Annotated in this window: 25 protein-coding genes, 1 tRNA gene and 5 pseudogenes; 18 read left to right on the top strand and 13 right to left on the bottom strand. The window is 44.1% G+C overall.

From position 1 onward, the window contains the following. Positions 1-68: 68 nt before the first annotated feature. Both LEPTO7376_RS05785 and LEPTO7376_RS05780 read right to left on the bottom strand, forming a co-directional pair. Positions 69-569, bottom strand: coding sequence for a hypothetical protein (locus LEPTO7376_RS05785; protein WP_015133281.1), 501 nt, complete (start codon positions 567-569; stop codon positions 69-71). A gap of 351 nt (positions 570-920) precedes the next feature. Further along, positions 921-1718: a hypothetical protein gene (locus LEPTO7376_RS05780; RefSeq protein WP_015133280.1), complete on the bottom strand. Its 798-nt coding sequence runs from the start codon at positions 1716-1718 to the stop codon at positions 921-923. A 294-nt stretch (positions 1719-2012) separates the two neighbouring features. Here LEPTO7376_RS05780 and LEPTO7376_RS05775 point away from each other — a divergent pair, with 294 nt between their 5' ends. The 8 genes and pseudogenes from LEPTO7376_RS05775 to LEPTO7376_RS05745 form a co-directional block, all read left to right on the top strand. After that, complete coding sequence (locus tag LEPTO7376_RS05775) at positions 2013-2912, top strand: lipopolysaccharide assembly protein LapB (protein WP_015133279.1); 900 nt, start codon at positions 2013-2015, stop codon at positions 2910-2912. Between the two features lie 132 nt (positions 2913-3044). Continuing rightward, positions 3045-5075, top strand: a complete 2031-nt coding sequence (gene ligA, locus LEPTO7376_RS05770) for an NAD-dependent DNA ligase LigA (protein ID WP_015133278.1) — start codon at positions 3045-3047, stop codon at positions 5073-5075. A gap of 121 nt (positions 5076-5196) precedes the next feature. Beyond that, on the top strand, positions 5197-6582 hold the full coding sequence (gene gntT, locus LEPTO7376_RS05765) for a guanitoxin biosynthesis MATE family efflux transporter GntT (RefSeq protein ID WP_015133277.1): 1386 nt from the start codon (positions 5197-5199) through the stop codon (positions 6580-6582). Continuing rightward, positions 6554-6955 carry a hypothetical protein gene (locus LEPTO7376_RS05760; RefSeq protein WP_041763187.1) on the top strand — a complete coding sequence of 134 codons (402 nt, stop codon included), beginning with the start codon at positions 6554-6556 and terminating at the stop codon, positions 6953-6955. The genes gntT and LEPTO7376_RS05760 overlap by 29 nt, the downstream gene beginning before the upstream one ends. Positions 6956-6967: 12 nt before the next feature. Then, positions 6968-7289 (top strand): annotated as a pseudogene (locus LEPTO7376_RS24485) (IS1 family transposase); the annotation flags it as partial. 79 nt (positions 7290-7368) lie between these two features. Beyond that, entirely contained in the window at positions 7369-8217 is an 849-nt protein-coding gene (locus LEPTO7376_RS05755; RefSeq protein WP_015133276.1) for an IS982 family transposase, read from the top strand. A 30-nt stretch (positions 8218-8247) separates the two neighbouring features. Further along, positions 8248-8821: pseudogene (locus LEPTO7376_RS28920) on the top strand (IS982 family transposase); the annotation flags it as partial. A gap of 36 nt (positions 8822-8857) precedes the next feature. Then, positions 8858-9448, top strand: a pseudogene (locus LEPTO7376_RS05745) (IS1 family transposase); the annotation flags it as partial. Positions 9449-9561: 113 nt separating this feature from the next. On the opposite strand, the gene LEPTO7376_RS05740 reads toward LEPTO7376_RS05745, so the two are convergent. The 3 genes from LEPTO7376_RS05740 to LEPTO7376_RS05730 all read right to left on the bottom strand — a co-directional run bounded on the left by LEPTO7376_RS05740 (position 9562) and on the right by LEPTO7376_RS05730 (position 12576). Further along, the gene (locus tag LEPTO7376_RS05740) at positions 9562-11103 is read right to left on the bottom strand and encodes an NAD(P)/FAD-dependent oxidoreductase (protein WP_015133275.1); all 1542 of its coding nucleotides are present in this window, start codon (positions 11101-11103) and stop codon (positions 9562-9564) included. A 202-nt stretch (positions 11104-11305) separates the two neighbouring features. After that, the gene (locus LEPTO7376_RS05735; protein WP_015133274.1) at positions 11306-12013 is read right to left on the bottom strand and encodes a hypothetical protein; all 708 of its coding nucleotides are present in this window, start codon (positions 12011-12013) and stop codon (positions 11306-11308) included. Between the two features lie 272 nt (positions 12014-12285). After that, entirely contained in the window at positions 12286-12576 is a 291-nt protein-coding gene (locus tag LEPTO7376_RS05730) for a hypothetical protein (protein WP_015133273.1), read from the bottom strand. Positions 12577-12818: 242 nt separating this feature from the next. Between LEPTO7376_RS05730 and LEPTO7376_RS05725 the strand changes: the two genes are divergently transcribed. The 3 genes from LEPTO7376_RS05725 (at position 12819) to LEPTO7376_RS05720 (ending at position 14802) form a co-directional block, all read left to right on the top strand. Beyond that, the gene (locus LEPTO7376_RS05725) at positions 12819-12995 is read left to right on the top strand and encodes a chlorophyll a/b-binding protein (protein ID WP_264308987.1); all 177 of its coding nucleotides are present in this window, start codon (positions 12819-12821) and stop codon (positions 12993-12995) included. 146 nt (positions 12996-13141) lie between these two features. Continuing rightward, positions 13142-13438 (top strand): hypothetical protein, encoded by a 297-nt coding sequence (locus LEPTO7376_RS24475; RefSeq protein WP_015133271.1) that lies wholly within the window; start codon positions 13142-13144, stop codon positions 13436-13438. Positions 13439-13599: 161 nt separating this feature from the next. After that, entirely contained in the window at positions 13600-14802 is a 1203-nt protein-coding gene (locus tag LEPTO7376_RS05720) for a glycosyltransferase family 2 protein (RefSeq protein ID WP_015133270.1), read from the top strand. 87 nt (positions 14803-14889) lie between these two features. Here the strand turns inward: LEPTO7376_RS05720 and LEPTO7376_RS24470 are convergent. The 3 genes from LEPTO7376_RS24470 to LEPTO7376_RS05705 all read right to left on the bottom strand — a co-directional run bounded on the left by LEPTO7376_RS24470 (position 14890) and on the right by LEPTO7376_RS05705 (position 17405). Then, positions 14890-15584 (bottom strand): IS1 family transposase gene (locus tag LEPTO7376_RS24470; RefSeq protein WP_015133269.1). Its coding sequence is split into 2 segments (ribosomal slippage): positions 14890-15260 and positions 15260-15584, totalling 696 coding nucleotides; the frame shifts between segments, so codons are not numbered across the junction. 26 nt (positions 15585-15610) lie between these two features. Next, positions 15611-16792, bottom strand: coding sequence for a CBS domain-containing protein (locus LEPTO7376_RS05710; RefSeq protein WP_015133268.1), 1182 nt, complete (start codon positions 16790-16792; stop codon positions 15611-15613). A 274-nt stretch (positions 16793-17066) separates the two neighbouring features. After that, entirely contained in the window at positions 17067-17405 is a 339-nt protein-coding gene (locus tag LEPTO7376_RS05705; protein WP_015133266.1) for a recombinase family protein, read from the bottom strand. 192 nt (positions 17406-17597) lie between these two features. Between LEPTO7376_RS05705 and LEPTO7376_RS05700 the strand changes: the two genes are divergently transcribed. From LEPTO7376_RS05700 to LEPTO7376_RS28915, 4 genes and pseudogenes are all read left to right on the top strand, one after another. Further along, on the top strand, positions 17598-17924 hold the full coding sequence (locus LEPTO7376_RS05700; protein ID WP_015133265.1) for a co-chaperone YbbN: 327 nt from the start codon (positions 17598-17600) through the stop codon (positions 17922-17924). 62 nt (positions 17925-17986) lie between these two features. Next, positions 17987-18229, top strand: coding sequence for a hypothetical protein (locus LEPTO7376_RS26235; protein ID WP_015133264.1), 243 nt, complete (start codon positions 17987-17989; stop codon positions 18227-18229). A 199-nt stretch (positions 18230-18428) separates the two neighbouring features. Continuing rightward, a tRNA-Thr gene (locus LEPTO7376_RS05695) sits at positions 18429-18501 on the top strand. Positions 18502-19112: 611 nt separating this feature from the next. Then, positions 19113-19984: pseudogene (locus LEPTO7376_RS28915) on the top strand (IS630 family transposase). Here LEPTO7376_RS28915 and LEPTO7376_RS26230 read toward each other — a convergent pair. Further along, positions 19974-20312, bottom strand: coding sequence for a transposase (locus LEPTO7376_RS26230; RefSeq protein ID WP_051188725.1), 339 nt, complete (start codon positions 20310-20312; stop codon positions 19974-19976). The pseudogene LEPTO7376_RS28915 and the gene LEPTO7376_RS26230 sit on opposite strands and share 11 nt — an antisense overlap. Next, complete coding sequence (locus tag LEPTO7376_RS26225) at positions 20309-20674, bottom strand: IS630 transposase-related protein (RefSeq protein WP_041763184.1); 366 nt, start codon at positions 20672-20674, stop codon at positions 20309-20311. Before LEPTO7376_RS26225 ends, LEPTO7376_RS26230 begins: the two co-directional genes overlap by 4 nt. A gap of 230 nt (positions 20675-20904) precedes the next feature. Between LEPTO7376_RS26225 and LEPTO7376_RS24460 the strand changes: the two are divergent. The 3 genes and pseudogenes from LEPTO7376_RS24460 to LEPTO7376_RS05655 all read left to right on the top strand — a co-directional run bounded on the left by LEPTO7376_RS24460 (position 20905) and on the right by LEPTO7376_RS05655 (position 22160). Continuing rightward, a pseudogene (locus LEPTO7376_RS24460) lies at positions 20905-21575 on the top strand (transposase). A 71-nt stretch (positions 21576-21646) separates the two neighbouring features. Beyond that, the gene (locus tag LEPTO7376_RS05660) at positions 21647-21886 is read left to right on the top strand and encodes a hypothetical protein (protein ID WP_015133261.1); all 240 of its coding nucleotides are present in this window, start codon (positions 21647-21649) and stop codon (positions 21884-21886) included. A 28-nt stretch (positions 21887-21914) separates the two neighbouring features. Continuing rightward, positions 21915-22160: a hypothetical protein gene (locus LEPTO7376_RS05655; protein ID WP_041763181.1), complete on the top strand. Its 246-nt coding sequence runs from the start codon at positions 21915-21917 to the stop codon at positions 22158-22160. Positions 22161-22176: 16 nt separating this feature from the next. Here the strand turns inward: LEPTO7376_RS05655 and folK are convergent, their stop codons facing one another. The 3 genes from folK to LEPTO7376_RS05640 are packed head-to-tail and all read right to left on the bottom strand — an operon-like array spanning position 22177 to position 23831. Then, a complete protein-coding gene (gene folK, locus LEPTO7376_RS05650) occupies positions 22177-22719 on the bottom strand; it encodes a 2-amino-4-hydroxy-6-hydroxymethyldihydropteridine diphosphokinase (RefSeq protein WP_015133260.1) in 543 nt (180 codons plus the stop codon). 10 nt (positions 22720-22729) lie between these two features. Next, positions 22730-23098 carry a dihydroneopterin aldolase gene (gene folB, locus LEPTO7376_RS05645; protein WP_015133259.1) on the bottom strand — a complete coding sequence of 123 codons (369 nt, stop codon included), beginning with the start codon at positions 23096-23098 and terminating at the stop codon, positions 22730-22732. Further along, complete coding sequence (locus tag LEPTO7376_RS05640; RefSeq protein ID WP_015133258.1) at positions 23091-23831, bottom strand: SDR family oxidoreductase; 741 nt, start codon at positions 23829-23831, stop codon at positions 23091-23093. Before LEPTO7376_RS05640 ends, folB begins: the two co-directional genes overlap by 8 nt. Between the last annotated feature and the right edge of the window lie 152 nt (positions 23832-23983).

Below are 23983 nucleotides of genomic sequence, written 5' to 3'. Positions count from 1 at the left end.
TTGGTCAACCCATTAGCCTAGTTTTATTGGTTTATCTCACTAAAACTAAGCAGTTAAAAAGTTATGGCTTAGTTTTCATAATTCCAGATATACCAATCGGGATAGACATAAACCCAGTATCCTTCTGAACCATATTCACCACACCAACTGCCTCCTTGCCAATAGCCATAATCATAGTAATCACCGTAGGCATCAACATCTTCATAACATGTTAGGACTTGGGCAAGATCGGAGTAAGAACCATAAGCAGTCGTTGCGTCATCAAAGGCTGCATCATCTAAATAGTTGTCATAGTTCCAGATATACCAGTTGGGAGAGTCATAAACCCAATAGCCAGCCTCGGCATACTGGTCATTACAAATATACTCGCCGCCTTCCCAATAGCCATATTCATTAAAGCTGCCATATTCAGGCTCTGCCTGGGGGCAATAAATCGTCTGCACCAAGTCTTCATAGCGGCCATCAACCGAAGGGTTCATCGGTTGAGCAATAACCGAAGCTGTCGAAATTAATGCTGTAGTCGCGGCGATCGCCACAGCAGAAACTCTAGTCGAAAGTGTTTTAAGCATGAGAAATAGTCCTGCAAAGATTAGGCAAAAGAAAAAGAGATGATTCCACGACTCCCAATTCAATTATGACTAAAGTAGTAGTAGAAACTGTCAGTCTTAAAGTTATGTGTAACTGTACTTGCAAACCGTAAAGTTTAGGTGCTCACCCTGTCATACAAGCAGCAAAAAAAAATATTGCTCACTTACTCAGTTGACACAACTTCATATCAGTTAAGTAACCATCTAAAGAATGCTCCAAGGAGCTTACAGAGCAATCCTGAAAAAGCCACAAAATAAAAATCTCCCAACGACGAATAGTTGCTGGGAGGTATTGAGTTGTTAGCAAGTGCTGAGGAATATAGATTTTAAAATCTAGCTCTCAGTTTTTGGCTTAGGACGGGGCACTGGGCGATCACGCGCCGGAGAGCCTTTTTTCTCGCCAGAGAGCTGAGGCTTGCCTTTAAATTTACTGTTGCTATTGGAACGTCGGCCACCACCACCGAATTTCTTACGGCGGGGACTAATCAAACCGATATCTTCACAGGTTTGGATATTAAGGACATTGTCAATGAGCTTTGCGGTGAGATCATAGAAATGATTCACTGGACGCTCTGGCAATGCACCATAGAGTTGTACTTTAAAGAACTTGGGTCGCTCACCATCTTTTTTCGGAGCTTGGCGAATTTTGACAATCACTTTCTTTGATTCGGCATCATAGAAAATTACCTGACCACGAATGGAGAAATAACCATCTTCCACTTCTTCGCTACTGGGAACATTCTCGTCAGTAGCAGGGTCGACTTCTTCATCAAGATTTTCTGGCTCCCATACTCCAAGGATTTGGAGGTGGAGATGATTATCATCTTGGCGAGTGCGGGGATAAACCACCCAAACATGCTCTTGTTCAAGGTCGATGTGGTTTTTGACAAGGCTAATGACTCGACCAAGCAGTACGGCTTCGATATCGCCATCGGTGGTTGTGATATTGCCTTTGCTTAGCTGATCGGCTTCATCGGGAGTATATTTGCCGCGCACAATACCGATCGCCCGATATTGACGAGGATGGCTGGCGGGAGGAATCGGATGATTACGCTGTTTCGGCTCATCTGAAGCGAGTACGGGTTTCGAGGATGAACTACTCGATGTGGGTAGATGGGTGGGTTCAGACACGGGCTTATCCAAAAGTTTCTCAACAAGTAGGGGCTAACAACAAAAACGGCTGCCTAATTTTTGGCTATAGACAGCGGTGGGAGCGATCGCCTAACAAGCGATAGGATAGGAGACAAACCTTTGAAACTCAGTGAATTCCGGGGTTCGCACCTTCCAGCGCTTGCCTATTGTACTCAATGCAGCGACAGAGATGATAAATCAGCAAAATTTAGATAGAATTTTTCCAAGTTATCCGATTTTCTGCTAAGTTTTCGCTATCAACGCCCCTTTTGTTCTTTATATTATTGCCAAGCTATGACAAGCAAAGTCGTCGAGAAGTATTACCGTCCTCATCCTTGGGTCTACGGCGTTTCAGGTCTATTTTTCCTGATGGCAGGGATCTTGCTCTTCCTCCCGAAGTTTGATCAATGGGTGATGGAAAAGCGAATTGCGGCGGCGACTGAGGCTCAGCTAAATGAAACGGTAGAAGATCCGGCGATCGCCACTTTAGAGAAAGAGGCTCAGAGCTATGAAGTGTGGCTCCAGAAAGAACCCAAGAATGAGAGGGCTTTGCGGGGTCTAATTGATGCTCAGCTACAGTTAGGCAATATCAGTGGTGCAGTGGCCCCCCTCGATACATTGGCGCAGCTCAACCAAAATAACGACGATTATGCGATTTTACTCGGTCAAGTAAAGCAAAAAGCAAAGGATTACGAAGGGGCAGCGGCAGAGTTTAAAAAGATTTTATTTGTTGATGCAACCCACACCAAAGCGCTACAGGGCATGGTGGATTTGATGCTGGAGCAAAACCGCCCAGAAGGCGCAATTGGTCTCCTCCAACAAACTCTTAAGGACATGGGTAAGCCCAAGGCTGATCAGACCATTGAAATTGATCCCGAAAAGGTGACGTCGATTCAGTTGATGCTCGGTCAGGTTTATGTGGATCAAGAGCGCAACACTGAGGCGATCGCCATTTATGACCAAGCGGCATCGATTAATAAAACTGATTTTCGTCCTGTCCTAGCAAAGGCAATGGTGCTCAAAAATCAGGGGAAAGATACCCAAGCGAAACCTCTCTTCACGACTGCAGTGACCCTTGCTCCCGCGAAATATCGTGATCAGATTAAGGAAATGGCAGTGTTTGACCAAACTGAGTTGGAAGTGATTGAAGCAGCAGAAGAGACATTAGTTGCACCTTCTACTGACGCTGAATAAATTTCCTCGCTAGTTTATTTCATCCCCGAATATCTAATACATGATGATTCCTCCTGCATCACTGCCTTGAAGCTGTTATGACAGGGGGAATTGTTTTGCTTATCTGCCACTGACCATCACTTATCAAAACCGATGAACGACGATATCCAAAGCCGCCTATTACAACTGCGCTCTCAACTCCAAAAGGCAGCCTATGCTTACTACGTCATGGACAATCCGATTATGGAAGACTCAGTCTATGACAAGCTTTATCGGGAGTTGGAGGGTCTAGAAAAGGAATACCCCTTACTCATTACGTCGGATAGTCCCACACAACGGGTTGGCGATCGCCCAGCATCTCAATTTGTGAGTGTTAAGCATAATATTCCGCTCTACAGTCTTGCCAATGCCTTTGATTTTGAGGAATTGCAGCAGTGGGAGCAGAAATGGCAACGGGTACTTGAGGGTGAGATTCCAACACATTCAGGTTATGTTTGTGAGCTAAAAATCGATGGTTCGGCGATCGCCTTAACTTATGAAAATGGTCTTTTGGTGCGTGGGACAACCCGTGGTGATGGGGTGACGGGCGAAGAGATCACGCAAAATATTCGGACGATTCGTACTATTCCATTGCGTCTAAATCTCGATAATCCACCACCGATTGTGGAAGTGCGTGGGGAGTCATTTTTACCACTGGATACCTTCGATCAGATTAATCTTGAGCGGGAAAAAGCAGGCGAAAATCTCTTTGCTAATCCGCGAAATGCTGCCGCTGGAACGTTACGTCAGTTAGACTCCCGCATTGTGGCTGAGCGAAAATTAGACTTTTTTGCTTACACATTGCACATTCCCAATGCCGATAATTTTGAGTTACCCACAACCCAATGGGAAGCCTTAGAGCTATTGCAAAAAATGGGTTTCCGAGTGAATCCAAATCGTGACCTTTGTGCCGATTTACAGGCTGTTCAGAATTATTTCGAAACTTGGGATGAGAAACGAAAAAAGCTGCCCTATCTAACTGATGGTGCAGTGGTGAAACTCAATGATTTTCCCTTGCAAAGGGAGTTGGGTTTCACGCAGAAATTCCCACGTTGGGCGATCGCCCTCAAATATGCGGCAGAGGAAGCGCCAACAGTGGTGAAAGACATTATCGTCAATGTGGGTCGGACTGGCGCGGTGACACCGATGGCAGTGATGGAACCTGTACAACTCGCTGGAACGACTGTGCAACGAGCAACTTTGCACAATGAAGATCGCGTCAAAGAGCTGGATATTCGGGTGGGCGATACGGTGGTAATTCGAAAGGCAGGGGAGATTATCCCGGAGGTATTACGGGTGTTGCCGGAGTTACGTCCGACGAAAACTATTGCCTACAAGATGCCAGAAACTTGCCCGGAATGTGGCTCTACCTTAATTCGTCCGCAGGATGAGGCAGTGTTGCGTTGCGTCAATAGTTCTTGTCCAGCGATTTTGCGCGGCTCTCTAGTTCACTGGGCATCTCGCAATGCTCTCGATATTCAGGGTTTGGGCGAAAAAAATGTCATTCTTTTGCTGGAGCATGGCCTCATAAAATCGATCGCCGATATCTATAGCCTCACCATCAAGCAAATTATGGAATTGCCGCGTATGGGTCAACGGTCTGCTGAAAAACTAGTGGGGGCGATCGCCGAATCGAAATCCCAAGATTATGCACGGGTGATTTATGGGTTGGGGATTCGATTTGTGGGGAAAGTGAATGCTGAGATTTTGACGCAGAATTTTCCGACTTTAGAACAACTCCAAACGGCTAATTTTGCAAAATTGCAGGGCGTTTATGGCATTGGCGAAGAGATTGCGCAGTCTGTGGTGGATTGGTTCCGAGTTGAAGCCAATCAACAACTTATCGAAACGCTCAAAAATGCAGGCTTAACTTTCGAGCAAAATCAAGCTGCTCCCACTCAAACCAATAGCAATATTACGGGTAAAACCTTTGTGATTACCGGGACATTGCCAACCCTAAAACGGTCGGAAGCGGCAGAGAAAATCAAAGCGGCTGGCGGGAAAGTAACAAATTCTGTGAGCAAAAAAACAGATTATCTTCTCGCTGGCGAAAATGCGGGTTCCAAACTAGAAAAAGCGAAAAAATTAAGCATACAAGAACTCAGCGAAGCGCAACTACTTGAGCTTTTAGACAAGACAACTTGATGAACTCATAATGACTCTAATCTGCGCAATAAGAACATTACTAGTACAGGACAAATGATAATTTAGAATTGTTAAGCTATCCTTAACGTTTTCCTCACCTAGGTTTTTCTTCAAACCATTTATGGCGTTTTTGATCCCAGCCCCAGACCGTAGTTTTCTACCGCGCTTCTACCGATTGGCCTTTGTCGGCATCCTCTCGAACATGATGATTCCCCTAGCGAGTCTGGTGGATTCGGCATTTCTAGGGCACCTCGAAAATATTAATTACCTGGCTGGGGTGATTCTGGGTGGCATTTTATTTGACTATCTCTACCGTATTCTCAAATTTCTGCGAAACAGCACCAATAGTTTGACGGCCAATGCGGTCGGCAAAAATGACCAGACAGACATCTTAGTAGTCGTGTTGCGATGTAGTCTACTGGCGTTGGCGATCGCCGCCGTGATGTTGCTGTTTCAATATCCGATCCATAAATTTGGATTTACGTTGTTGTCTGGCTCCTCGGAGATGGAGATGGCGGGACTCGATTACTTTAATGCCCGCATTTGGGGCGCGCCTGCTGTCCTCCTCAATTTTGTGGTGATTGGCTGGTTCCTCGGCCGCGAGATGAATTGGATTGTGTTGCTCATTTCTTTTATTGGCAATGGCAGCAATATTTTGTTCGATTACCTGATGATTTTGCAATGGGGTTGGGAAAGTACCGGAGCAGGTCTAGCCACAGCCATCAGTCAATATTTAGCGTTGTTTATCGGTTTGGTGGCGATCGCCTTCACAGCGAAATGGCAATTTCTCCGAGACGCTTGGTCGCGAATGTTGAAGGGAACAGATTTATCCCAAACTCTCTCGCTGAAGGGCAATATGCTTGTGCGGTATTTCAGTTGGATTTCTGCCTATTCGATTTTCACTAATCTCAGCGCCACCTTCGGTACAGAGCTATTGGCAGAGAATGGTTTGCTATTGCAGATTGCCCTCCTCAGCCAATTTACGGTACAAGGGGTCGGCATGACTTCCCAGACGCTCATCGGTAATTTTAAAGGGCAAAAACAAACCCAGAAAATTCTCTCAGTCCTAAAAGTTGCACTCTTTACTGGCTTGGCGATCGCCCTCAGTTTTGCACTAGTGACCGTCTTTTTCCCACAAACCATTTTCAAGATTTTGACCAACCATGCCGATGTCACCGAAATGATGCAACGCTCGGCGATGTGGCTTATCCCTTTACTTGGCTTGAATGCGATCGCCTTTATGTTGGAGAGCTACTTTAGCGGCATTAAAGACGGTGTCACTCTCCGCAATAGTGCCTTGTTCGGGTTTGTGTTTGGCTTTAGTCCATTCGTGTTGCTCGCCACCCATTTCCAGAGCGAAAACTTATTATGGGCAGCCTTAACGAGCTACATGGGAACGGTTTGTCTATACCTCGCCTATCGTCTCCTACGCGTCTATAAATTCCCGATTTTGATGGTGGGTCAAGGGGAAACCGAGGTTGTCAAAAAAGTCCAAATCTCAGCATAATATTGGGGCTGTGATCGCCCCCAGCCTGCTCGAAAAAATTATTCCAGCTCCCGGCGAAGGCACCAGCGAAGAAGTCCAAGAAAATGGATGTTATGATTTACGCTTTTGGGGAGAAACTGCATCTGGCAAAACACTCACCATAAAAGTGACAGGCGATCGCGGTCCTGGGTATGGCTCCACCGCACAAATCCTGGCGCAAGCTGGACTATGCCTCGCCAATCAAACTGAGAAATTAGGCGGATTTCGGACTCCTTCTAGCATCTTTGGAGACAGATTAATTAACCGCTTGACTCAATTTTCTGGATTAACCTTTGACATAATTCAAGTTAACGATGGCAGTGAAATGAAGTTATTGAGAGTTTCAAGTAGGTAATACTGTAGCAAAGTATCAGCTCAATCAGTACTCAATTGAGTGAGAGATTTCGGTGAGGCTAATTATGACAAGCCAACTCCTGATGCTGCCGTCGTGGTAGAGCTAGATGAGTGATGGTATTTTATCCAAAAGAAAAAAACTTTGGATCTGGAAAGCATATGACTGTGAGACTGGGCGACTCATTGATTAGGAATTGGGAAATCGTGATAGTCAAACTTTAGGTCGTTTGTTAGATAGATTATCGCAGTGGCAGGTCACTGTATATTGCACCGATGATTGGAAACCCTATCAACAGCTATTAGAGAATCACCCAGATGCTTTTCATGTCATAAGTTAACGTGAGTTCGGGATAAGAGAAGAAAAGGAGAAAGTGCATATTGTGGAAGTTGATAAGCAATCCACCACTTTCTCCCATGACCAGTCTAGAGCCTTTGTTTTGTGCTGTTGATGATGTTTGCCAAGTCTTCGAACCTCAATGGCAACAACAGCTGCTGGCCTCGAAACAACGGCGGCGACGTCGCTCAAGAAGCTTGAGTTTAAGCGAGATAATGACGATATTGATTGCATTTGATCAATCTCACTATCGTAATTTCAAATATTTCTATCTCATCAATGTGCGTCATCACTGGCGAGGAGCTTTTCCCAGAGCCGTGAGTGACCAACGTTTTGTGGAGTGGATGCCTTCGACGTTAGTACCTTCTATGTGTCTACCTACAGCACAATGCACAGGTATCAGCTTCATTGATGCCACCAGTATCAAAGTTTGTCAAAATCGCCGCATCTCTCAACATCGCGTTTTTGATGGTCATGCCGCTCGAGGTAAAACATCTGTGGGTTGGTTCTTTGGTTTCAAACTACATCTGGTTATCAATGACCATGGCGAATTACTCAATGTAAAAATCACGTCTGGCAACACCAATGATAGAAAGCCGGTAGTGGAGCTTTTGAAAGAGTTATCGGGAAAAGTCTTTGCTGATAAAGGTTACGTCTCTCAACCTCTGGCACAGTATTTACAAGAAGAATATGATGAGAGGCTTCTAGCTAAGCCTCGTCGCAATATGAAGAATCACCTGATGCTTTGGCGTGACAAAGTGCTGGCTCGTAAGCGAGCTTTAATTGAGACAGTCATTGACCAACTGAAGAATATTTCTCAGATTGAGCATTCCCGCCACCGCAGTCCTGCCAACTTTTGTGTCAATCTACTTTACGGTCTCATTGCCTATTGTCATCAGCCCAAGAAACCTTCTCTAAAACTTGATTAGAACCTTTATTCCTTATCCCGAACTCACGTTCTCTGTACATATCTGCGACGATGCTTCGGACAATGCACTGGTATTAGCTTCATTGATGCCACCAGCATCAAGGTTTGCCATAATCGCCGTATCTCTCAACACCGTGTTTTTGAAGGTTGCGCGGCAAGAGGCAAGACTTCGGTGGGATGGTTCTTCGGCTTCAAACTACACCTGGTCATCAATGAGCGAGGAGAATTACTCAACGTCCAAGTGACGCCCGGAAATACCGATGACCGCCAACCTGTAGTGAAGTTATGGCAAGACTTATGGGGTAAAGTCTTTGCCGATAAAGGCTATGTCTCACAATCTTTAAGCCCAGCATCTTCAAGAGGAACATGAGGTGACCCTAATGGCTAAACCTCGTCGAAATATGAAGCATCATTTGATGGTTTATCAAAATAAACTTTTTGCTCGTAAGCGGGCTTTGATTGAGACAGTTATTGACCAACTGAAGAACATCTCACAGATTGAACATTCCCGACATCGCAGTCCCACAAACTTTTGTGTGAACTTGCTGTGTGGGCTGATTGCTTACTGCCATCAACCCAAAAAACCTTCTTTACAGCTTGATTAGACCTATCATTCCTTATCCAGAACTCACGTTAAGAACGAAAAAAAAGGCAAACACAATCACATCTGTGTAGATTGTGGCCGTCAGTTTATCGACCACTACAGTAAGCTCGGCTACTCCAATGCCTTCAAACGTGAATGCCTCAATGTATATCAATAGCATGGGCTTTCGGGCCATTGAACGGGTGAAAGGAGTACATCACACTCGTCATCACTTGGGTCAAACAAGTCAGTGAGTTACTATCGGATGCTTATGAACCTGAGCAAGTTTCTCAGGTTGGTGAACTCGATGAACTTCAAACCTTTGTCGGTGCAAAAAAACAAGGTCTGGCTCTGGACAGCAGTAGAGCATTTTCAACCGGGTATTCTCGCCTGGACTGTTGGTGATAGATGTGCAGAGGCATTCCAGCTACTATGGGGCATCGTTAGTCTCTGGAAATGTTTCTTCTACATCACAGATGGCTGGAAAGTGTATCCCATGTTTATACCGGATAGTGACTAGGTTGTCAGTAAGACCTACATGACTCATGTTGAAGGGGAGAATATTCGATTGCGGTACTATCTCGCTCGACTTTATCGAAAGACTTGATGTTATTCAAAGTCTCTGGAAATGTTAGAGCATTCGATTTGATTGCTGATTCATGACCTCAAATTCGAGGATGTTCCTGTCTCCCAATGCTCATAGATTCATTCCTCTATTCTGCAACGCCAGAAAATCTTATATTGAATCCGAACAAGTACAGATTAAACTTTGATCGCCTGCAATATCTGAAGATGATTTCCGAGGGGCGCAATAGTATTCGCGGCAATAATTCCGGAACCCGCCACTGCCGGAACGCCAATCCCCGGAAATGTCGAGCCACCACAGCAAAATAACTGCGGAATCGGTGTTTTACAACCCGGAAATCTTTCTTTGCCAGCAATTAATTCGGGGCCATAGGTACCACGGTGAGTTCGCAAAAATCGTTCATGGGTTAGCGGTGTGCCGATTAATTCTAGTTCTGTCCGCTGTCGAATATCTGGAATCACTCGTTCGAGAGCATCCCACATCACCTTGGCGCGAGTCTCTTTAAACTCAGCATATTCATCAGTATTTCGCTTCATATCTTCCCAACGGTCATAGGGTTCCGTCGCAGGCAGATAAACATGGACGCCATGTTTGCCATCCGGCGCCAAACTCGAATCGAGCAAAGAGGGAATCGATACCGCCACAACATTTTGCTCCGCCGCAACACCTCGTTCCCAATCGTTAACGATGAGGTAATGACATTCCGTTTCTGCGGGTAAATCTTTGCCATCAACCCCCAAATGCAGATGCATAAAGCTCCGACAGGGTTTCATGCCTTGGCGCTTTTTAACGAAACTGCTGGGCAACTTTTTCTGGTCGAGTAAACCCAAGGTATTCCAAATCGAAGCATTAGAAACGACTGCTGTTTTCGTGTGGATTTCTTCACCATTGCGGAGGCGAACACCACTTGCTTTGCCATTCTCCATCAGAATTTCGCTCACGTGACTATTGAGCTTAATGCTGCCACCAAACTTTTTTAGGCCACGAATTAGCGCATCAATAATCGCACCACTGCCGCCCTTCGGATAATCCAACAGCACTTCAGGGCGATACCACTCTGCAAACATGAAAGCCATTTCCGCGCAGATTGTCCCCGAGGCAGGCAGACCCGACAACATAAAGCACAACAAATCCAGCCAATTTTTGACGAATGGATCCTGCACCGCCTTATTCATCACATTGCCGAAAGGGGCATTCAGTTGAGGGGCATAGGGCAAATAGGGCAATAGCTCTCCTGCAAATTTTCCGACAGTGAAGAGCGCACCTAAATCTTCTCGGAAGGCAGCGAGGGGAAGTTTGACGGAAGCTTCTCCGAGGGGTCGCATTTTTTCCTGGAGGTTTCGCCACTGGGAAATGACATCGCTTTTGCCCATCTGAGTCAGCATTTCGCAAAAACCATCAGACCCGACATCAGCGCGAAAATAACCTTCCGGCAGATCCACTCCCCAGGCATCATATTGCAACCATTCGCAATCGACATCGAGCAAATCCATCACTTGTCGCAGAGGATTTGAAGACGGACTGTAGGACAAACCGGAATATAAAGATGGGCCAGAATCAAAGTGGTAGCCATCGCGAACAAAACTATGGGCAGCTCCCCCGGCGATCGCATGACTTTCCAGCACCAGCACATCAAATCCGTATCGCGCCAATAAACCCGCGCAACATAGACCACCAATACCACTGCCAATCACAATAATCTCTGTATCTGGGGTCATCGCTTCCGCCTAATGTTCACAATCCAAATTTGTCCTTGGATATCCTAACGCTCCTGAACACGGGAAGGGCGATCGCCTTCTAAATTCATCTCCAAACAAAAAATGATCGCCTTTCAATTCAGTCTAGAAAAGAAAGAGGCGATCAACCCAGAAGACCAATAAACGAAAACTCTATATAAAGTCTTTTTCAGTTGGAAAATTTTTACTGAGACCAACCATTCGCAGAGCAGACGACTGGTAACCCAACATTTTGAATCTCCACCTTGTCCTGGTCGTCAGACAAGCACCAATACTGTCGTCCATCAAACAAAACGCCATTCTTCACAGATGTCAACTCGGAAACTGGACTCCATGAGCTTGTCCACCCTGGCTCTGTGTATCTAAACTGTTGACTTTGAACAGTGAGAGCCTGAGATGTTGGGCCGACCCAATATACACCTTCCGCAATTACGGAAGAAGATGAAGTCGATATACCGAAAAGTGATTGCATCGCTTTCGATGAGACTTGAGCCACACCACTTAAGATACAAACACTTGAACTTCCTGGGATTTTAATTGAAAACTGACCATCAGATGATATTTGTAAGGGACCAGCCCAATCACTTTGTCTATATAGTTCAGAGTTAAGGGGAATTTCAAATAGACCTCGCTGATCATTTATTTCCACTGTTAGAAGATAGCCAGAACCCCGTGTCTCGAGAGCTGCGGTATTTAAACTTACTGCAGGTGCTTGAGAACGAGGATCACCCATTGAATAAGGTCGACATTCGTAAGTCCCAACAGGAGTACTACTTTGAGCTAAGCCCAAAGATGGAAATGAAAACACGCCCAAACAACTTACTATAGCGGAGATTACAGCTCGATGAAAAATCTGTTTAGTCATTGCATTTTTTGCGGAAATATCAAACATTTATCAAAAACCTTAGTGAGTCAACTTCACTGACAAAGATTCAAAATAAAATTTTCTAACCATCAAACAATGGCCAAAAAATCCTTAATCTTGGCAATATTGACATAAGCACTCAGTTCAAATTTGATCTTACCTAAGATGGATTATTAGAAATATTATTGATGACGAAGAAACTTACAACCAAACATAACACTTAGTTATTAGATTGGCTGTATGAGGGCCGACACACAAATTAGCCAAAGTCGCGGTGTCTTTGGAAATTCAGGCGTTGGTTAGGGCGACACTTCGGGAGACTCTGGTGTTTGCCACCATTCATAAAGTTGGTCGTAGATATAGCGATCGCCCCTCGAATCACATGCTGGATGACCCGTTTCAAACATATGGCCCTTAAAAGTGATCCAATATTTATGCTGTTTCCCTTGATGTTCTGCGACATAACACAACTGAGTCCGGTCAACCCAGCGTGAATGCTTCGCTCCTTCTTCACGGATACGCTGCCAAATAATGTTGGCGATCGCTGACGATGCAGATGTCACTCTACCGAAATAGCCAGCAAAACTCATAGGTGTGGTGATTGAAAAGTTGATTCCAAAGACTGAGGCTTTCAATACAGCCTAGGCAAACCATCATCTGCTTCTAGATACTGAATTTTGACGTTAACGACTCAATATCGCGAGATTGCTATGGGCAAAAAATCGAATATCAGACAATAGATAATGTCAACTTATCAAAAAGAGTAGGAACACTGACTTAAAACTAAGTCTTTAGTCGTAGCCACAGAGTGTAACAGTTTGTTAAGCTAAGGATGTCAAGCACTTATCTCCTCTTTACAAAAGGTCACATCATGGAAGACAAGAAATTTGGTTTCACAATCTCCGCAGAAAGTCTAAATGGCCGCATGGCTATGATTGGTTTCGTTGCAGCTCTTGCTCTTGAACTCACTACTGGTCAAGGCGTTCTTCACTTCTTCGGTCTCCTCTAAATCTTACGATTTTCATTGTCAATCTCTACTATCTTTTAGATTTAGCTAAGCGTCGATACAGCGTTTAGCTTTTTTTTGTCTACACATCAGCAAAGTGACTATTAGTATTGACTTATGAGTTAGTTGATCTTTGGTAGGTCATTGCTATGGGTTTCAAGTTTGTTTGGGGAATCGTTATCGCTTTTGGGTTGATGTTTTGTTCCGCTGCTCCAGCGATCGCCGTCCAATGCCAGACGATAGGAGACCAAGAAATTTGTTTAGTCTCGGTGAAAAGGAGCGCCAAATATTATTGGCAGTACCGAGCTGTCCTGAAAATCAACGGTAAGCAACACCCTTCCGAAAGGTTTGATTGCCATCCCCGAAATACAAAAACTCAAGGCGATCGCCAGTCTTTAAAAGATCAAAAACACGCGTTTGTTTGCAATATAATCCCAAAACGGTAACAGATTCTATTTCAAATAAATCCAGAGGTTCCCTAAATAAACTCACCTAAAAAAAGATATTTCTCTCATTTTAGACATCCCTTTAGAAGGGGGCTAGAGTTAACACCTTTCGGGTACAATTCCTCCTGACAGATTAATGTGAATTGATAAATACAAAGCCCATGAATGATCGCCTGAGTCTCTGCATGATTGTGAAAAATGAGGCGGATATCCTCGCAGAATGTCTCAGAAGTGTGCAGGATGTGGTGAGCGAGATCGTGATCCTCGATACGGGGTCAACGGATGATACGGTGGCGATCGCCGAAAGTTTTGGGGCGGTGATTGGTCATTATGAATGGTCAAATGATTTTGCGGCAGCACGGAATGAAGCTCTGAAGTTGGTGACAAAAGAATGGGTTTTAGTTCTAGACGCGGATGAAAAATTAAACGAAAAAGCAATTGAAGATATCGAAAAGGCGATCACCGAGCCAGATACCCTTGCAGTGAATTTGGTACGTTATGAAATTGGCGCAGCTCAATCTCCCTATTCGTTGGTATCGCGATTATTTCGAATGCACCCAGCCATTAAATTTGAGCGCCCTTATCACGCGATGATTGACGATAGCGTGGCAGAACTGCTGACAGTAGAACCTCAGTGGCAGATTAAGGATTTGTCGACTATCGCCATTTTTCATACGGGATATCAGCGGGAGGCGATCGCCAAACTAGAGAAAAGTACTCGCGCCAAACAAGCGATGGAAGCCTACTTCAAAGCTCATAAAAATGATCCCTATGTTTGCAGTAAATTAGGGGCAATTTATATTTATGAAGGGCTAGCCAAACAGGGTTTAAAAACGCTTAAGCAAGGGCTGAAATGTAGTGCGAATGCGAGCCCCAATCTTCTCTATGAATTGCACTATCATCTTGGTAATGCGTTTCGGAAACAGGGTGAAACAGACAAAGCGATCAAGCATTACAACCAAGCGATTGAGCAACCCATTATCAACAAACTCAAAATTGGGGCACACCATAATCTCGGCGCACTCCTTCAAACTCTCGGTAAAGCGGAAGAGGCGATCGCCCAACATCAAACCACTGTGGTTATTGACCCCACGTTTGCAGCAGGACATTACCACATGGGTATGGCATACAAAGCAGTAGGGAAAGTCGGTGAGGCGATCACTGCCTATGAGCAATGTTTAAAATACGACCCCTATAATCCTTGGGTTCACCAAAATCTAGCGGCAATTCTCTACCGCATCGGTCAAATCGAAGAAAGCACTAAATTCTTTAAACAGGCGATCGCCCTCCACGATGAGCAAAATCCTCAGGAAGCTGCGAAGCTCCGCGCCAAACTGAAAGACTTAATTAGTGCACCTCTTTAAAAACGCAATCCAATCAGCATACGAAAAATTTCTCTGTCACTGCATTGAGGACTTGAAATCTCGGCGTTGGTGAATTGAGGTATGAATCTATGAGGGTCGAGGGATAGGAACATCCCAGAACTTGAGATAGTGAATCAGCAATCGAATCGAATGCTCTAACATTTCCACAGACTTTGAATAACATAAGGTCTTTCGATGGAGTCGAGCGAGATAATGCCGCAATCGAGTGTTCTCTCCTTCGACTCGAGTCATATAGGTCTTACTGACAATCTGGTCCCCATCGGGTACAAAGATGGGATAAACTTTCCAGCCATCTGTGACGTAAAAGAAGCATCTCCAGAGACTAACGATTGCCCATAGTGGCTTGAATGTCTCTGCACTTCTGTCACCAATAGTCCAAGCAAGAATACCTGGTTGAAAGTGGTCTACTGCTGTCCAGAGCCAGACCTTGTTTTTTTAGCACCGACGAATGTTTGAAGTTCATCGAGTTCCCCGACCTGAGGCATCTCTTCCGGTTCATAAGCATCAGGCAGCAATGCACCGACTTGTTTGACCCAAGTGATGACGGTAGTGTGGTGCACTCCTTTCACCCGTTCAATGGCTCGAAAGCCCATACCGTTGACATACATTTTGAGGCATTCACGTTTGAAGGCATTTGAGTAGCCGAGCTGGCTGTAGCGGTCGATAAACTGACGACCGCAATCTACACAGATGTGATTCTGTTTGCCTTTTTTCTTTCCATTCTTACGGATATGAGTAGATTGGCATTCTGGACATTCCATTGAGTCAACAACCTCCATTCATACCTCTATTCTGCAACGCCGAAATCTCTAATAGCCTCTAAAATGCCCTCAAGTTTCGATCGCTGATCATCCGTAAATAAATCGGGATTATGATCCATCGATTCAAGATGTTTGTAGATCGCATCGAGAGACGCCGTAATTGATGATGGATCATGTTGATTCGCTGTAAGTTCAGGAATCTTTGTTTCTGATTCCACTATTGGAGGCAATTGCAATTCCGCTGTCTCACTATCAGTAGGCAGTGAAGCAAACTGAGTTTGCATTTTTAGTTGGTGAATTGTTTGCTGGAGATTTTCGATCACACCATACATTTCGATTGGATCAAAAATTTTGAGTAGGTTAGTCTGGGTGACAATGCCTAAATTTTGCCCCCAATTCCAAGACACCACTAAACGACCCACTCGCCTTTTTTGCATCTCTTGATGGGCTGTCCACAACGAATCTTCTGGTTTCAGCAAAAATATCGGTGTACTCATAATAGTTTCCACCAAAGTCTTTGATAGATCAATTTGAAACGCTTGAAATTGCAAAATATCGCTTTCTGTCACAATGCCAACAGGCCTTTGATTCCCCTCTGCATCTTTTTGGGTAATTACAATACAGCTGACACGATATTTCGCCATTAACTGCCCAATCGTAAGCACTGTTGCATTTAGAGGGGCATGGATAATCGGTGTGGTCATCACATCCGAGACAAGGCGAAATCGTAGAAGGTTGGCTGGGCGTAAGACTTGGCGAATGCTTTCGTGAGAAATGACACCGATCAATTCTTCTTGTTGGTTAACGATCGGTAGATGTCGAATGCGATAGCGACGAAATAAAAAAAGTACCGCAAAAATATCTCGCAAAGAGTCATAGGGTAGTGTGATCACCGGCTGTATCATCACATCACTCACGGTTACCGTTGTGAAATCAACTTCTTCTGCTGTGAGACGCACAACATCGCGTTCTGTCAAAATGCCAATAATGCGATGATTTTGACAAACTAAGATGCAACTTGCAGAAACTTTTGCTGCTGAAGCACTTAAAGACAAAACATCATCATCCAGAGAACAGAGCTGACTATGAGCTCGACTAATTAAATCGATGACATCCACTAAAGATGTTTCGGGTGAAACAATGAGTGGTTCTCGATTGATTGATCCATCTAAATCAGGGATCCAAGAGAGAGCAGCGGGCGTTGGCATAATGGCAGTTCCCAAAAATAGATTGAATCACTGTTCAAGAATATTGATCTGGTACGACTTAAGAGCGCTCCAGGCGATCGCCCAAAGAGGGATGTAACGATTTTATGTAGGAAATATTTGACTAGAAAGAGTTTTGGGTACTTTAGGTGTACTATAGAGAGATGTTACGCACATAATCCTCTTTCGACTGCCTTGCAAAGAGAATAGACCCAAAAGGTTTTTAGTGGTGCGTAACATTTTTTCATTGGGGGGATAAAGCGCCTTTGTGCTCCACTCAAATGATTTTGCCAGAGGTTCTAGGCGTTTTTCCATAAAGACGATCAAGGATCCGTTTTACTGAAATTCGCCGCCAAGGTTTACCTCTTTTAGTTGTATAACCTTGAGCATTCAGCCAATCAGCGATTTTCTGCAAAGATTTCCCTGATTTGTGATGCCGACGAACCAATTCAATAATCTGGCATTCTGCGGGATCATCGACCAATTCACCGTTGATGGAACGTTGTCCAAATGCTGGTGAACCAAAGCCAGCATAGCCTCCGCTCTCTGCTTTTGCTTGACGTCCTCGCTCTAGGCGTTCCCAAGCGGATAAATCTTTTGGAGAGTTGGCGGCCATAATTTTGTCAGCTTAATAACTGATGAACTCATCTATAGCAACTTAGATGTGTATATCGACCTGTGTCGAAATAGCAAATTACTAACTATTTTCTCAATATTAGTTGCGGAGCTCAAGTATACCAAAGTAGTTTGTCTAACCCTTCAATTCACATTAAAAAAATATCAAAATCAACTATCTGGAGATATGAGAATGACAAAGGCTGAATATGTAAAAAATGAAGCGGAATTAGATGCTCTCCTGAGTAGCGAAGCTGTATTAGTGCTTGATTGTACGGCAACTTGGTGCGGTCCCTGTAAATTAGTGGCCCCTTTGATGGATCAACTAGCTGATGAGTTTCAAGATCGCGCTACAGTCATGAAAATAGATGTTGATAGCAACAAGTTTGTAGGCACACGATATGGGCTCAGCAGTATTCCAGCTGTAATCTTTTTTCAGAATGGAGAGTTCAGAGAAACATTGGTTGGTGTCAAAGCTTATGAAGAGTTTAGTCACACAGTAAAAAGATATTTACTCTAATTTTCTAGGAGTATTTTCTATATTTTTTCTATATAAATTCTGTTTTCTTTAAAGATATTCTGATGTACCCAAAAACGATTATTCGATGTCCGAATTGTGGTGGCTATGCTCAGCGATTTTTGAGTGATCGTCTTCCTCTAGGTGTCATAAGCCAAGGCACACAAGTACTGCAAACGGAATGCTCTCATTGTGATTATTTGATGGTGATGTGTTCCAGTAGTGGTCGTGTATATCTACCTTCCTCGGTGGTCACAACGTCTTCACCTAGTAAGAAGTATTTAGGTCAAGATTTACTGGCTTCATAGCCCATGTATCTGTGCACTCTCAGAGCAGCGATTTCCAAGCATCATATATAAAAACTTGGTACAGGATAAAAAGAACAGTAGTAATAATTATGGGAGGGCGATCGCCATTATCTCGGTGCGGAACTGATGGTCTTCAGAGAGTATTGATGGGGCGATCGCCTTCTTTAAAAAATGTAGTAAAATCAAAATCCTAAAAATTGCTAACGTAGCTCAGCTGGTAGAGCAACGCATTCGTAATGCGTAGGTCGTGGGTTCAAGTCCCATCGTTAGCTTGACTTTCACGCCACGACTGCTCTACAAAAGTTGTTTTGGGCTTATTGATGACTCTAGGGTAACTGGTTGAGAAGGGTTGTGACTAGTTCTTTTTTCGTTTCCCCCAATAAAACCAGATAGAAACTTTGAACGCTTTTTTCTGATTCGAGACTTCATAGTCTATTGAGGTGAAAGGAGAGAACCCTAGGCGTATCCTCATATTGCCAATGCAGTCACTAACGATGACAGCAGCTTTTTCGCAATCAATGTGATTTTTCATGATGCTACCGCCAAATAATTCTTACACCGACTCATCCCCACATACCAAAGTCTTGGCTGTACAAATGAATCCTTGAATCGACTGAAGTCATTACGGATAATTCCCCGTTCATAGGTGCTTCCTTGGAGGCTGTTGTAGGTGGATACCCCATTAATTCAAAGAGATCATCGGCTGAGATATTAAGAAAACTGGCAAGCTTAAATAACGTGAGTTCGGGTTAAGGAATTAGGATGAAATTCCGACAAGTTAGCCTGAAACTCCTATAAATCAAGAGTTTGTTTGGAATTTTATCTATAGCAGGCAAGGAGTGGGTTAAGACAGAATAGGATAGAAGCAATAAACATAGATGCCATGCCTGCTCCCCATAGTCTTGATTTACGCCTAAAAGCTGTTGCCGCCTTCGATAAAGGTGAACGAAAAAGTGATATCTGTCGCTTCTTTGGTATTAGCCGAAATACGCTAGACCTGTGGCTGAAACGACGAGAGAAAATCGGTTCAGTCGCTCCGAAGACAGATTACCGTCGAGGCCCTCAACCGAAGATTAATGATCTAGATGCTTTTCGTGCTTTTGCAGAGAAATATGGGCATCTAACCCAGAAGGAAATGGCGGAGAAATGGCCAGAGTCTATTAGTGATGCATCCAGACGTGAAGCTCTACGGAAAATTGAATTTACTCGAAAAAAAAGACCTATCGATATCAAGAGAGAGATAAAGAATTAGAAAAAGCATTTGTGGCACAACTGAAGCAGTATGTCCAAGAACGACTCGTATATATCGATGAAAGTGGATTTGATAATACCTTAGATTATGGGTATGGCTACTGCCATAAGTCAGAGAGGTTTATCGCAGAGAAGTTAGGTCATCGTATAGAACGAGTTAGCGTGATTGGAGGATGGCGAGAGGGAGAGCAGATAGCACCGATGGTATTTGAGGGCTATGCCAACAGCGCCTTAGTTTGCCAATGGGTAGAGGATTGCTTAGTGCCAGAGTTGATTCCGGGTCAAATTATTATTCTGGATAATGCCAGTGTTCATCCAAAGGAAAGAATACAAACATTGGTGGCGAAGGCAGGATGTGAAGTGATATTTTTGCCACCCTACTCACCACACCTGAACAAGATAGAGAAGTTTTGGGGGAGGTTAAAGAAGGAGATAAGTAAGCTCATCAAGAAGACTGAGGATTTGTTCGATGCCATCAGAATAGCCTTCTGTTCTATGTCCTAACCTTCTCCTTCGCTGCTATAGCATTGTCCAGAATGACCATTTGACCCGGCAATAACTCTGGCACTAGGTAAGTTTCAAACCACTGACAAAACACTGCACTATTGATGTAGCCTTTAGTCACCATCGGAGCAATAACCTCCCTTTGGCGCCATGCTCCTATCACACTCAATCGTTCCGTACGATGAGCCGGTTTGTCAGCATAAAAATATTCTGAGCGATGGCAGTAACCATAGTGATACTCGAGGGTATATTGAAATACACTGTCATCCACATACACCAAACGTTCTGGTGCCAAACCATGAAGCTGTTGTCGAAAGGCTTGCCTCAATGATTCATCTCGCTCTTGGTATCGATAGTTTTTTTGCGGGTAACATTTTGACTCCGCAGAGCGATACCAATGGTCGTAGTGCTTACTGACGTAGGCCATAGTTGAGCCATTTCCTTTCGGGTGAGATGACTATATTTCTGAGCAAAGATGCAGAAAGCCTTTAAGTCATCAATTTTCAGCCGAGGCCCATGGTGATATTCCATCTTCGGTGTGAGGGAACCGGTTGTTGCCCGTCGTTTTAGCCATAAATCGAGGGTGTTACGAGTAATGTTAAAGGTGCGGCAAATATGACTTTTACGCTGACCTTGGTCAACGGCTGCGACGGCCTTAGTGCGTAGGTCAAGACTATATGCTGCTGGCATCGTTAAGAAAGAGAAACGTCATCTACTATTCTGTCCTCATTATCCCCTTCGCTGCTATAGCAGTAGGAGATTAATGGCAAAAGTATGAAGCTTGTTAAAAAAATCATCTCAGCTCTTATTTCATTGACTTCAATTTCTGGCATTATCTATTTAACGTGAGTTTGGGATAAGAGAAGAAAAGGAGAAAGTGCATATTGTGGAAGTTGATAAGCAATCCACCACTTTTTCCCATGACCAGTCTAGAGCCTTTGTTTTGTGCTGTTGATGATGTTTGCCAAGTCTTCGAACCTCAATGGCAACAACAGCTGCTGGCCTCGAAACAACGGCGGCGACGTCGCTCAAGAAGCTTGAGTTTAAGCGAGATAATGACGATACTGATTGCTTTTGATCAATCTCATTATCGTAATTTCAAATATTTCTACCTCATCAATGTGCGTCATCTATTGGCGAGGAGCTTTTCCACGAGCAGTGAGTGACCAACGTTTTGTGGAGTGGATGCCTTCGACGTTAGTACCTCTATGTGTCTACCTACAGCACTGTTATGGTCAATGCACAGGAATCAGCTTTATTGATGCCACCAGTATCAAGGTTTGTCACAATAAAAGTCTTTGCAGATAAAGGTTACGTCTCTCAAGCTCTGGCACAGTATTTGCAAGAAGAATATGATGTGACATTATTAGCTAAGCCTCGTCACAATATGAAGAATCACCTAATGCTTTGGCGAGACAAAGTGCTGGCTCGTAAGCGAGCTTTGATTGAAACAGTCATTGACCAACTGAAAAATATTTCTCAGATTGAACATTCTCGCCACCGCAGTCCTGCCAACTTTTAGGTCAACTTGCTTTGTGGTCTCATTGCCTACTGTCATCAGCCTAAGAAACCCTCTCTTCAGCTTGATTAGAAGCTTCTTTTCCTATCCCGAACTCACGTTATTTAGGTATCCAATCAGGGAAAGATAACCGCTTTGTTCCATTGTTTGGTATTAGTGCTGCGATTGTTGCTCCTATCGGTTTGACTTTGCTCGGATATACAATCAGTCGAGATGATAGTGAAATGATAAATAACTTATCTAAAGTCCCAGAAATAGAGAAACTAATTAATCAAGCGAAAACTGAAGAGGAGAAAATACAAGTACTCGAAGAAGAGCGCGCCAAACTCACTGAAATTATTAGGATTGAAGCACGCAGGCAAGCTACTCTAGACCGAAATTAATAGTCTTGAAATAGATACTGTCAGAATTTTGGATGAACTTAATCATTTAGATGCTGAATTAGTCTTGATAGAAGAACAGGTTGGAGAAAGTCATGTGAGTGAAGAGAGCCGGAGTTTAAGGCAAAGAGTAAAAGCACGAGAGAATGGAGATATTCTTTTCCGTTTCGGGTCTAAAACTTACAGAATTGATTGCGGTATATTAAAAGCTTTACCTTTGAATTTGGGAAATCCAGTTGTTGCCTACTTTCGCATTATCGAGAGATTAGATAAATAGTAGTTTTGATTGAAAATTAGAGTGCCAAAATCTTTTCTCGGAGCTGCTCATCTTCACGAAAAGACTGATTTGTGGCGTAGAACGTTTCGAGGAGCGGTTCTAAATAAAATTGGAGAGGCTGGTCTGTGTTAGGCAATTGGAGATCTGGAGTGGTATCCAAAATTCCCTGCGCCAAAAACCAACGTTTAATAATGTCCGAGTCAGGAATTTGAAGGTTCTCCTGCTGAATAACATCGTCATTAAACAGCAAAATATCGAGGTCAATCGGACGAGGTGCATATTTATCGGCGGTGCGAACACGACCCAACGTTTCCTCTAGTTGACGCAAAACCTCAAACTTAAATGCTTCTGCCTCATAATTTGTTTCTATCAAAGCCACACAGTTGATGTAGTAGGGCAAATCCTTGGTGGGAGGCTGATCAGGCGCTGGAATCGCATCTGTTACAAAACAGCGAGATAACGCTAATAACTTGCATGTTGGTATTAACGCCTCCATTGCTGCGAAAATATTGGCTTCCGGTTGGATATTGGAGGCGACACTCAGGTAGATGCGATTCATTGATTTTTCTTTAGCGTTCTCGGTAAATGCTAACAGCGGGAGCTTTCGCAAATCTGAGAGCACCGGGCTTATCGATGATAACTTCAGCCGTTTGCACTAACTCATCGGTAAAGCAGATATCTGCAATAACCTGAGCAATTTTCTCGATGAGGTTATAGCTGGAAGGTTCGATCGCCGCCAAAATCGCTTTGGTGATGCGCTTGTAATCAACGGTATCTTCGATGCTATCGGTTTTGCCAGCGTTACGTAGATCCGCTTCCATCGTCACATTGATCACAATGTCCTGCTTTTTCGTACGTTCTTCGGGGAAGATGCCGATAATGCAGCGGAGGCTGAGATCGCGAATATAGACTTTATCGAGTTTCTTGGGGTTAGACATAAAAATTTTCTCCTAGGTGGAAGCCACCATCTACACAAATTACTTGACCGGTAATAAAGTCATTTTTTAGATAAAACAGCACGGTTTGGGTGATATTCTCTGGGCCACCGAACCGCGCAAGGGGAGTTTGGGCAATCACAGCATTGACGCGCTCATCTCCTTCCGCATTTACTGGCGGCAAAATGGGGCCGGGGGCGATCGCATTGACGCGGACATTTGGGGAGAGCTCCCATGCCAACATCTTCGTGAGGCTATGAAGCATTTTCTTGCTCAGGTGGTAGGGCACATGCTCGTAGTCATAGCCGTAAATCCGGGTGTCCAGAAAGTTGATGACGTTGCCGCTGGTGGAGTCTTTGTCAAAAAAAGCTTTGGTCAGCTCAAAGGGCTGCATCGCATGGACTTGGATATTGTTCCAGAGGTTTTGAGCATCAAGAGTAGACAAGCTTTCTTTGTTGAACATCGACGCATTGTTGATCAGAATATCGATCTTGGGCGTCTTTTGTTTAATGGTCTGAATCATTGCCTGCACACTCTCCGGGTCAAGGAGATCGGCGGATACGAGGTCGATAGAAACGTTAAATTCGGCTAGCTCTGCGGCTAATTTTTCTGCTTCGGCTTGAGAGGAGCGGTAATGGAGAACTAGGTTAATGCCTTCTGCAGCTAATGTGTGGGCGATCGCCGCGCCAATGCGTTTCGCTGCGCCTGTGATCAGGGCTGTTTGTTGACGAGTCATGCCTTCTCAAACTTAGAACTCATAGAATCTAACTTATTCCTTAAGAAAAGGCAAAGATTGTGGGCTGGTATAAACGGTAACTGTATTGGGTTGATGGGATCATAAATTTGGGTGAACTGTTGGGTGGCGATCGCCGAGGGGCTGAGGTCGGT

The sequence above is a fragment of the [Leptolyngbya] sp. PCC 7376 genome (genome assembly GCF_000316605.1).
Classification (GTDB): Bacteria; Cyanobacteriota; Cyanobacteriia; order Cyanobacteriales; family MRBY01; genus MRBY01.
Note: the sequence above shows the minus strand (reverse complement) of the source record. Positions and strands in the feature narration are given on the sequence as shown.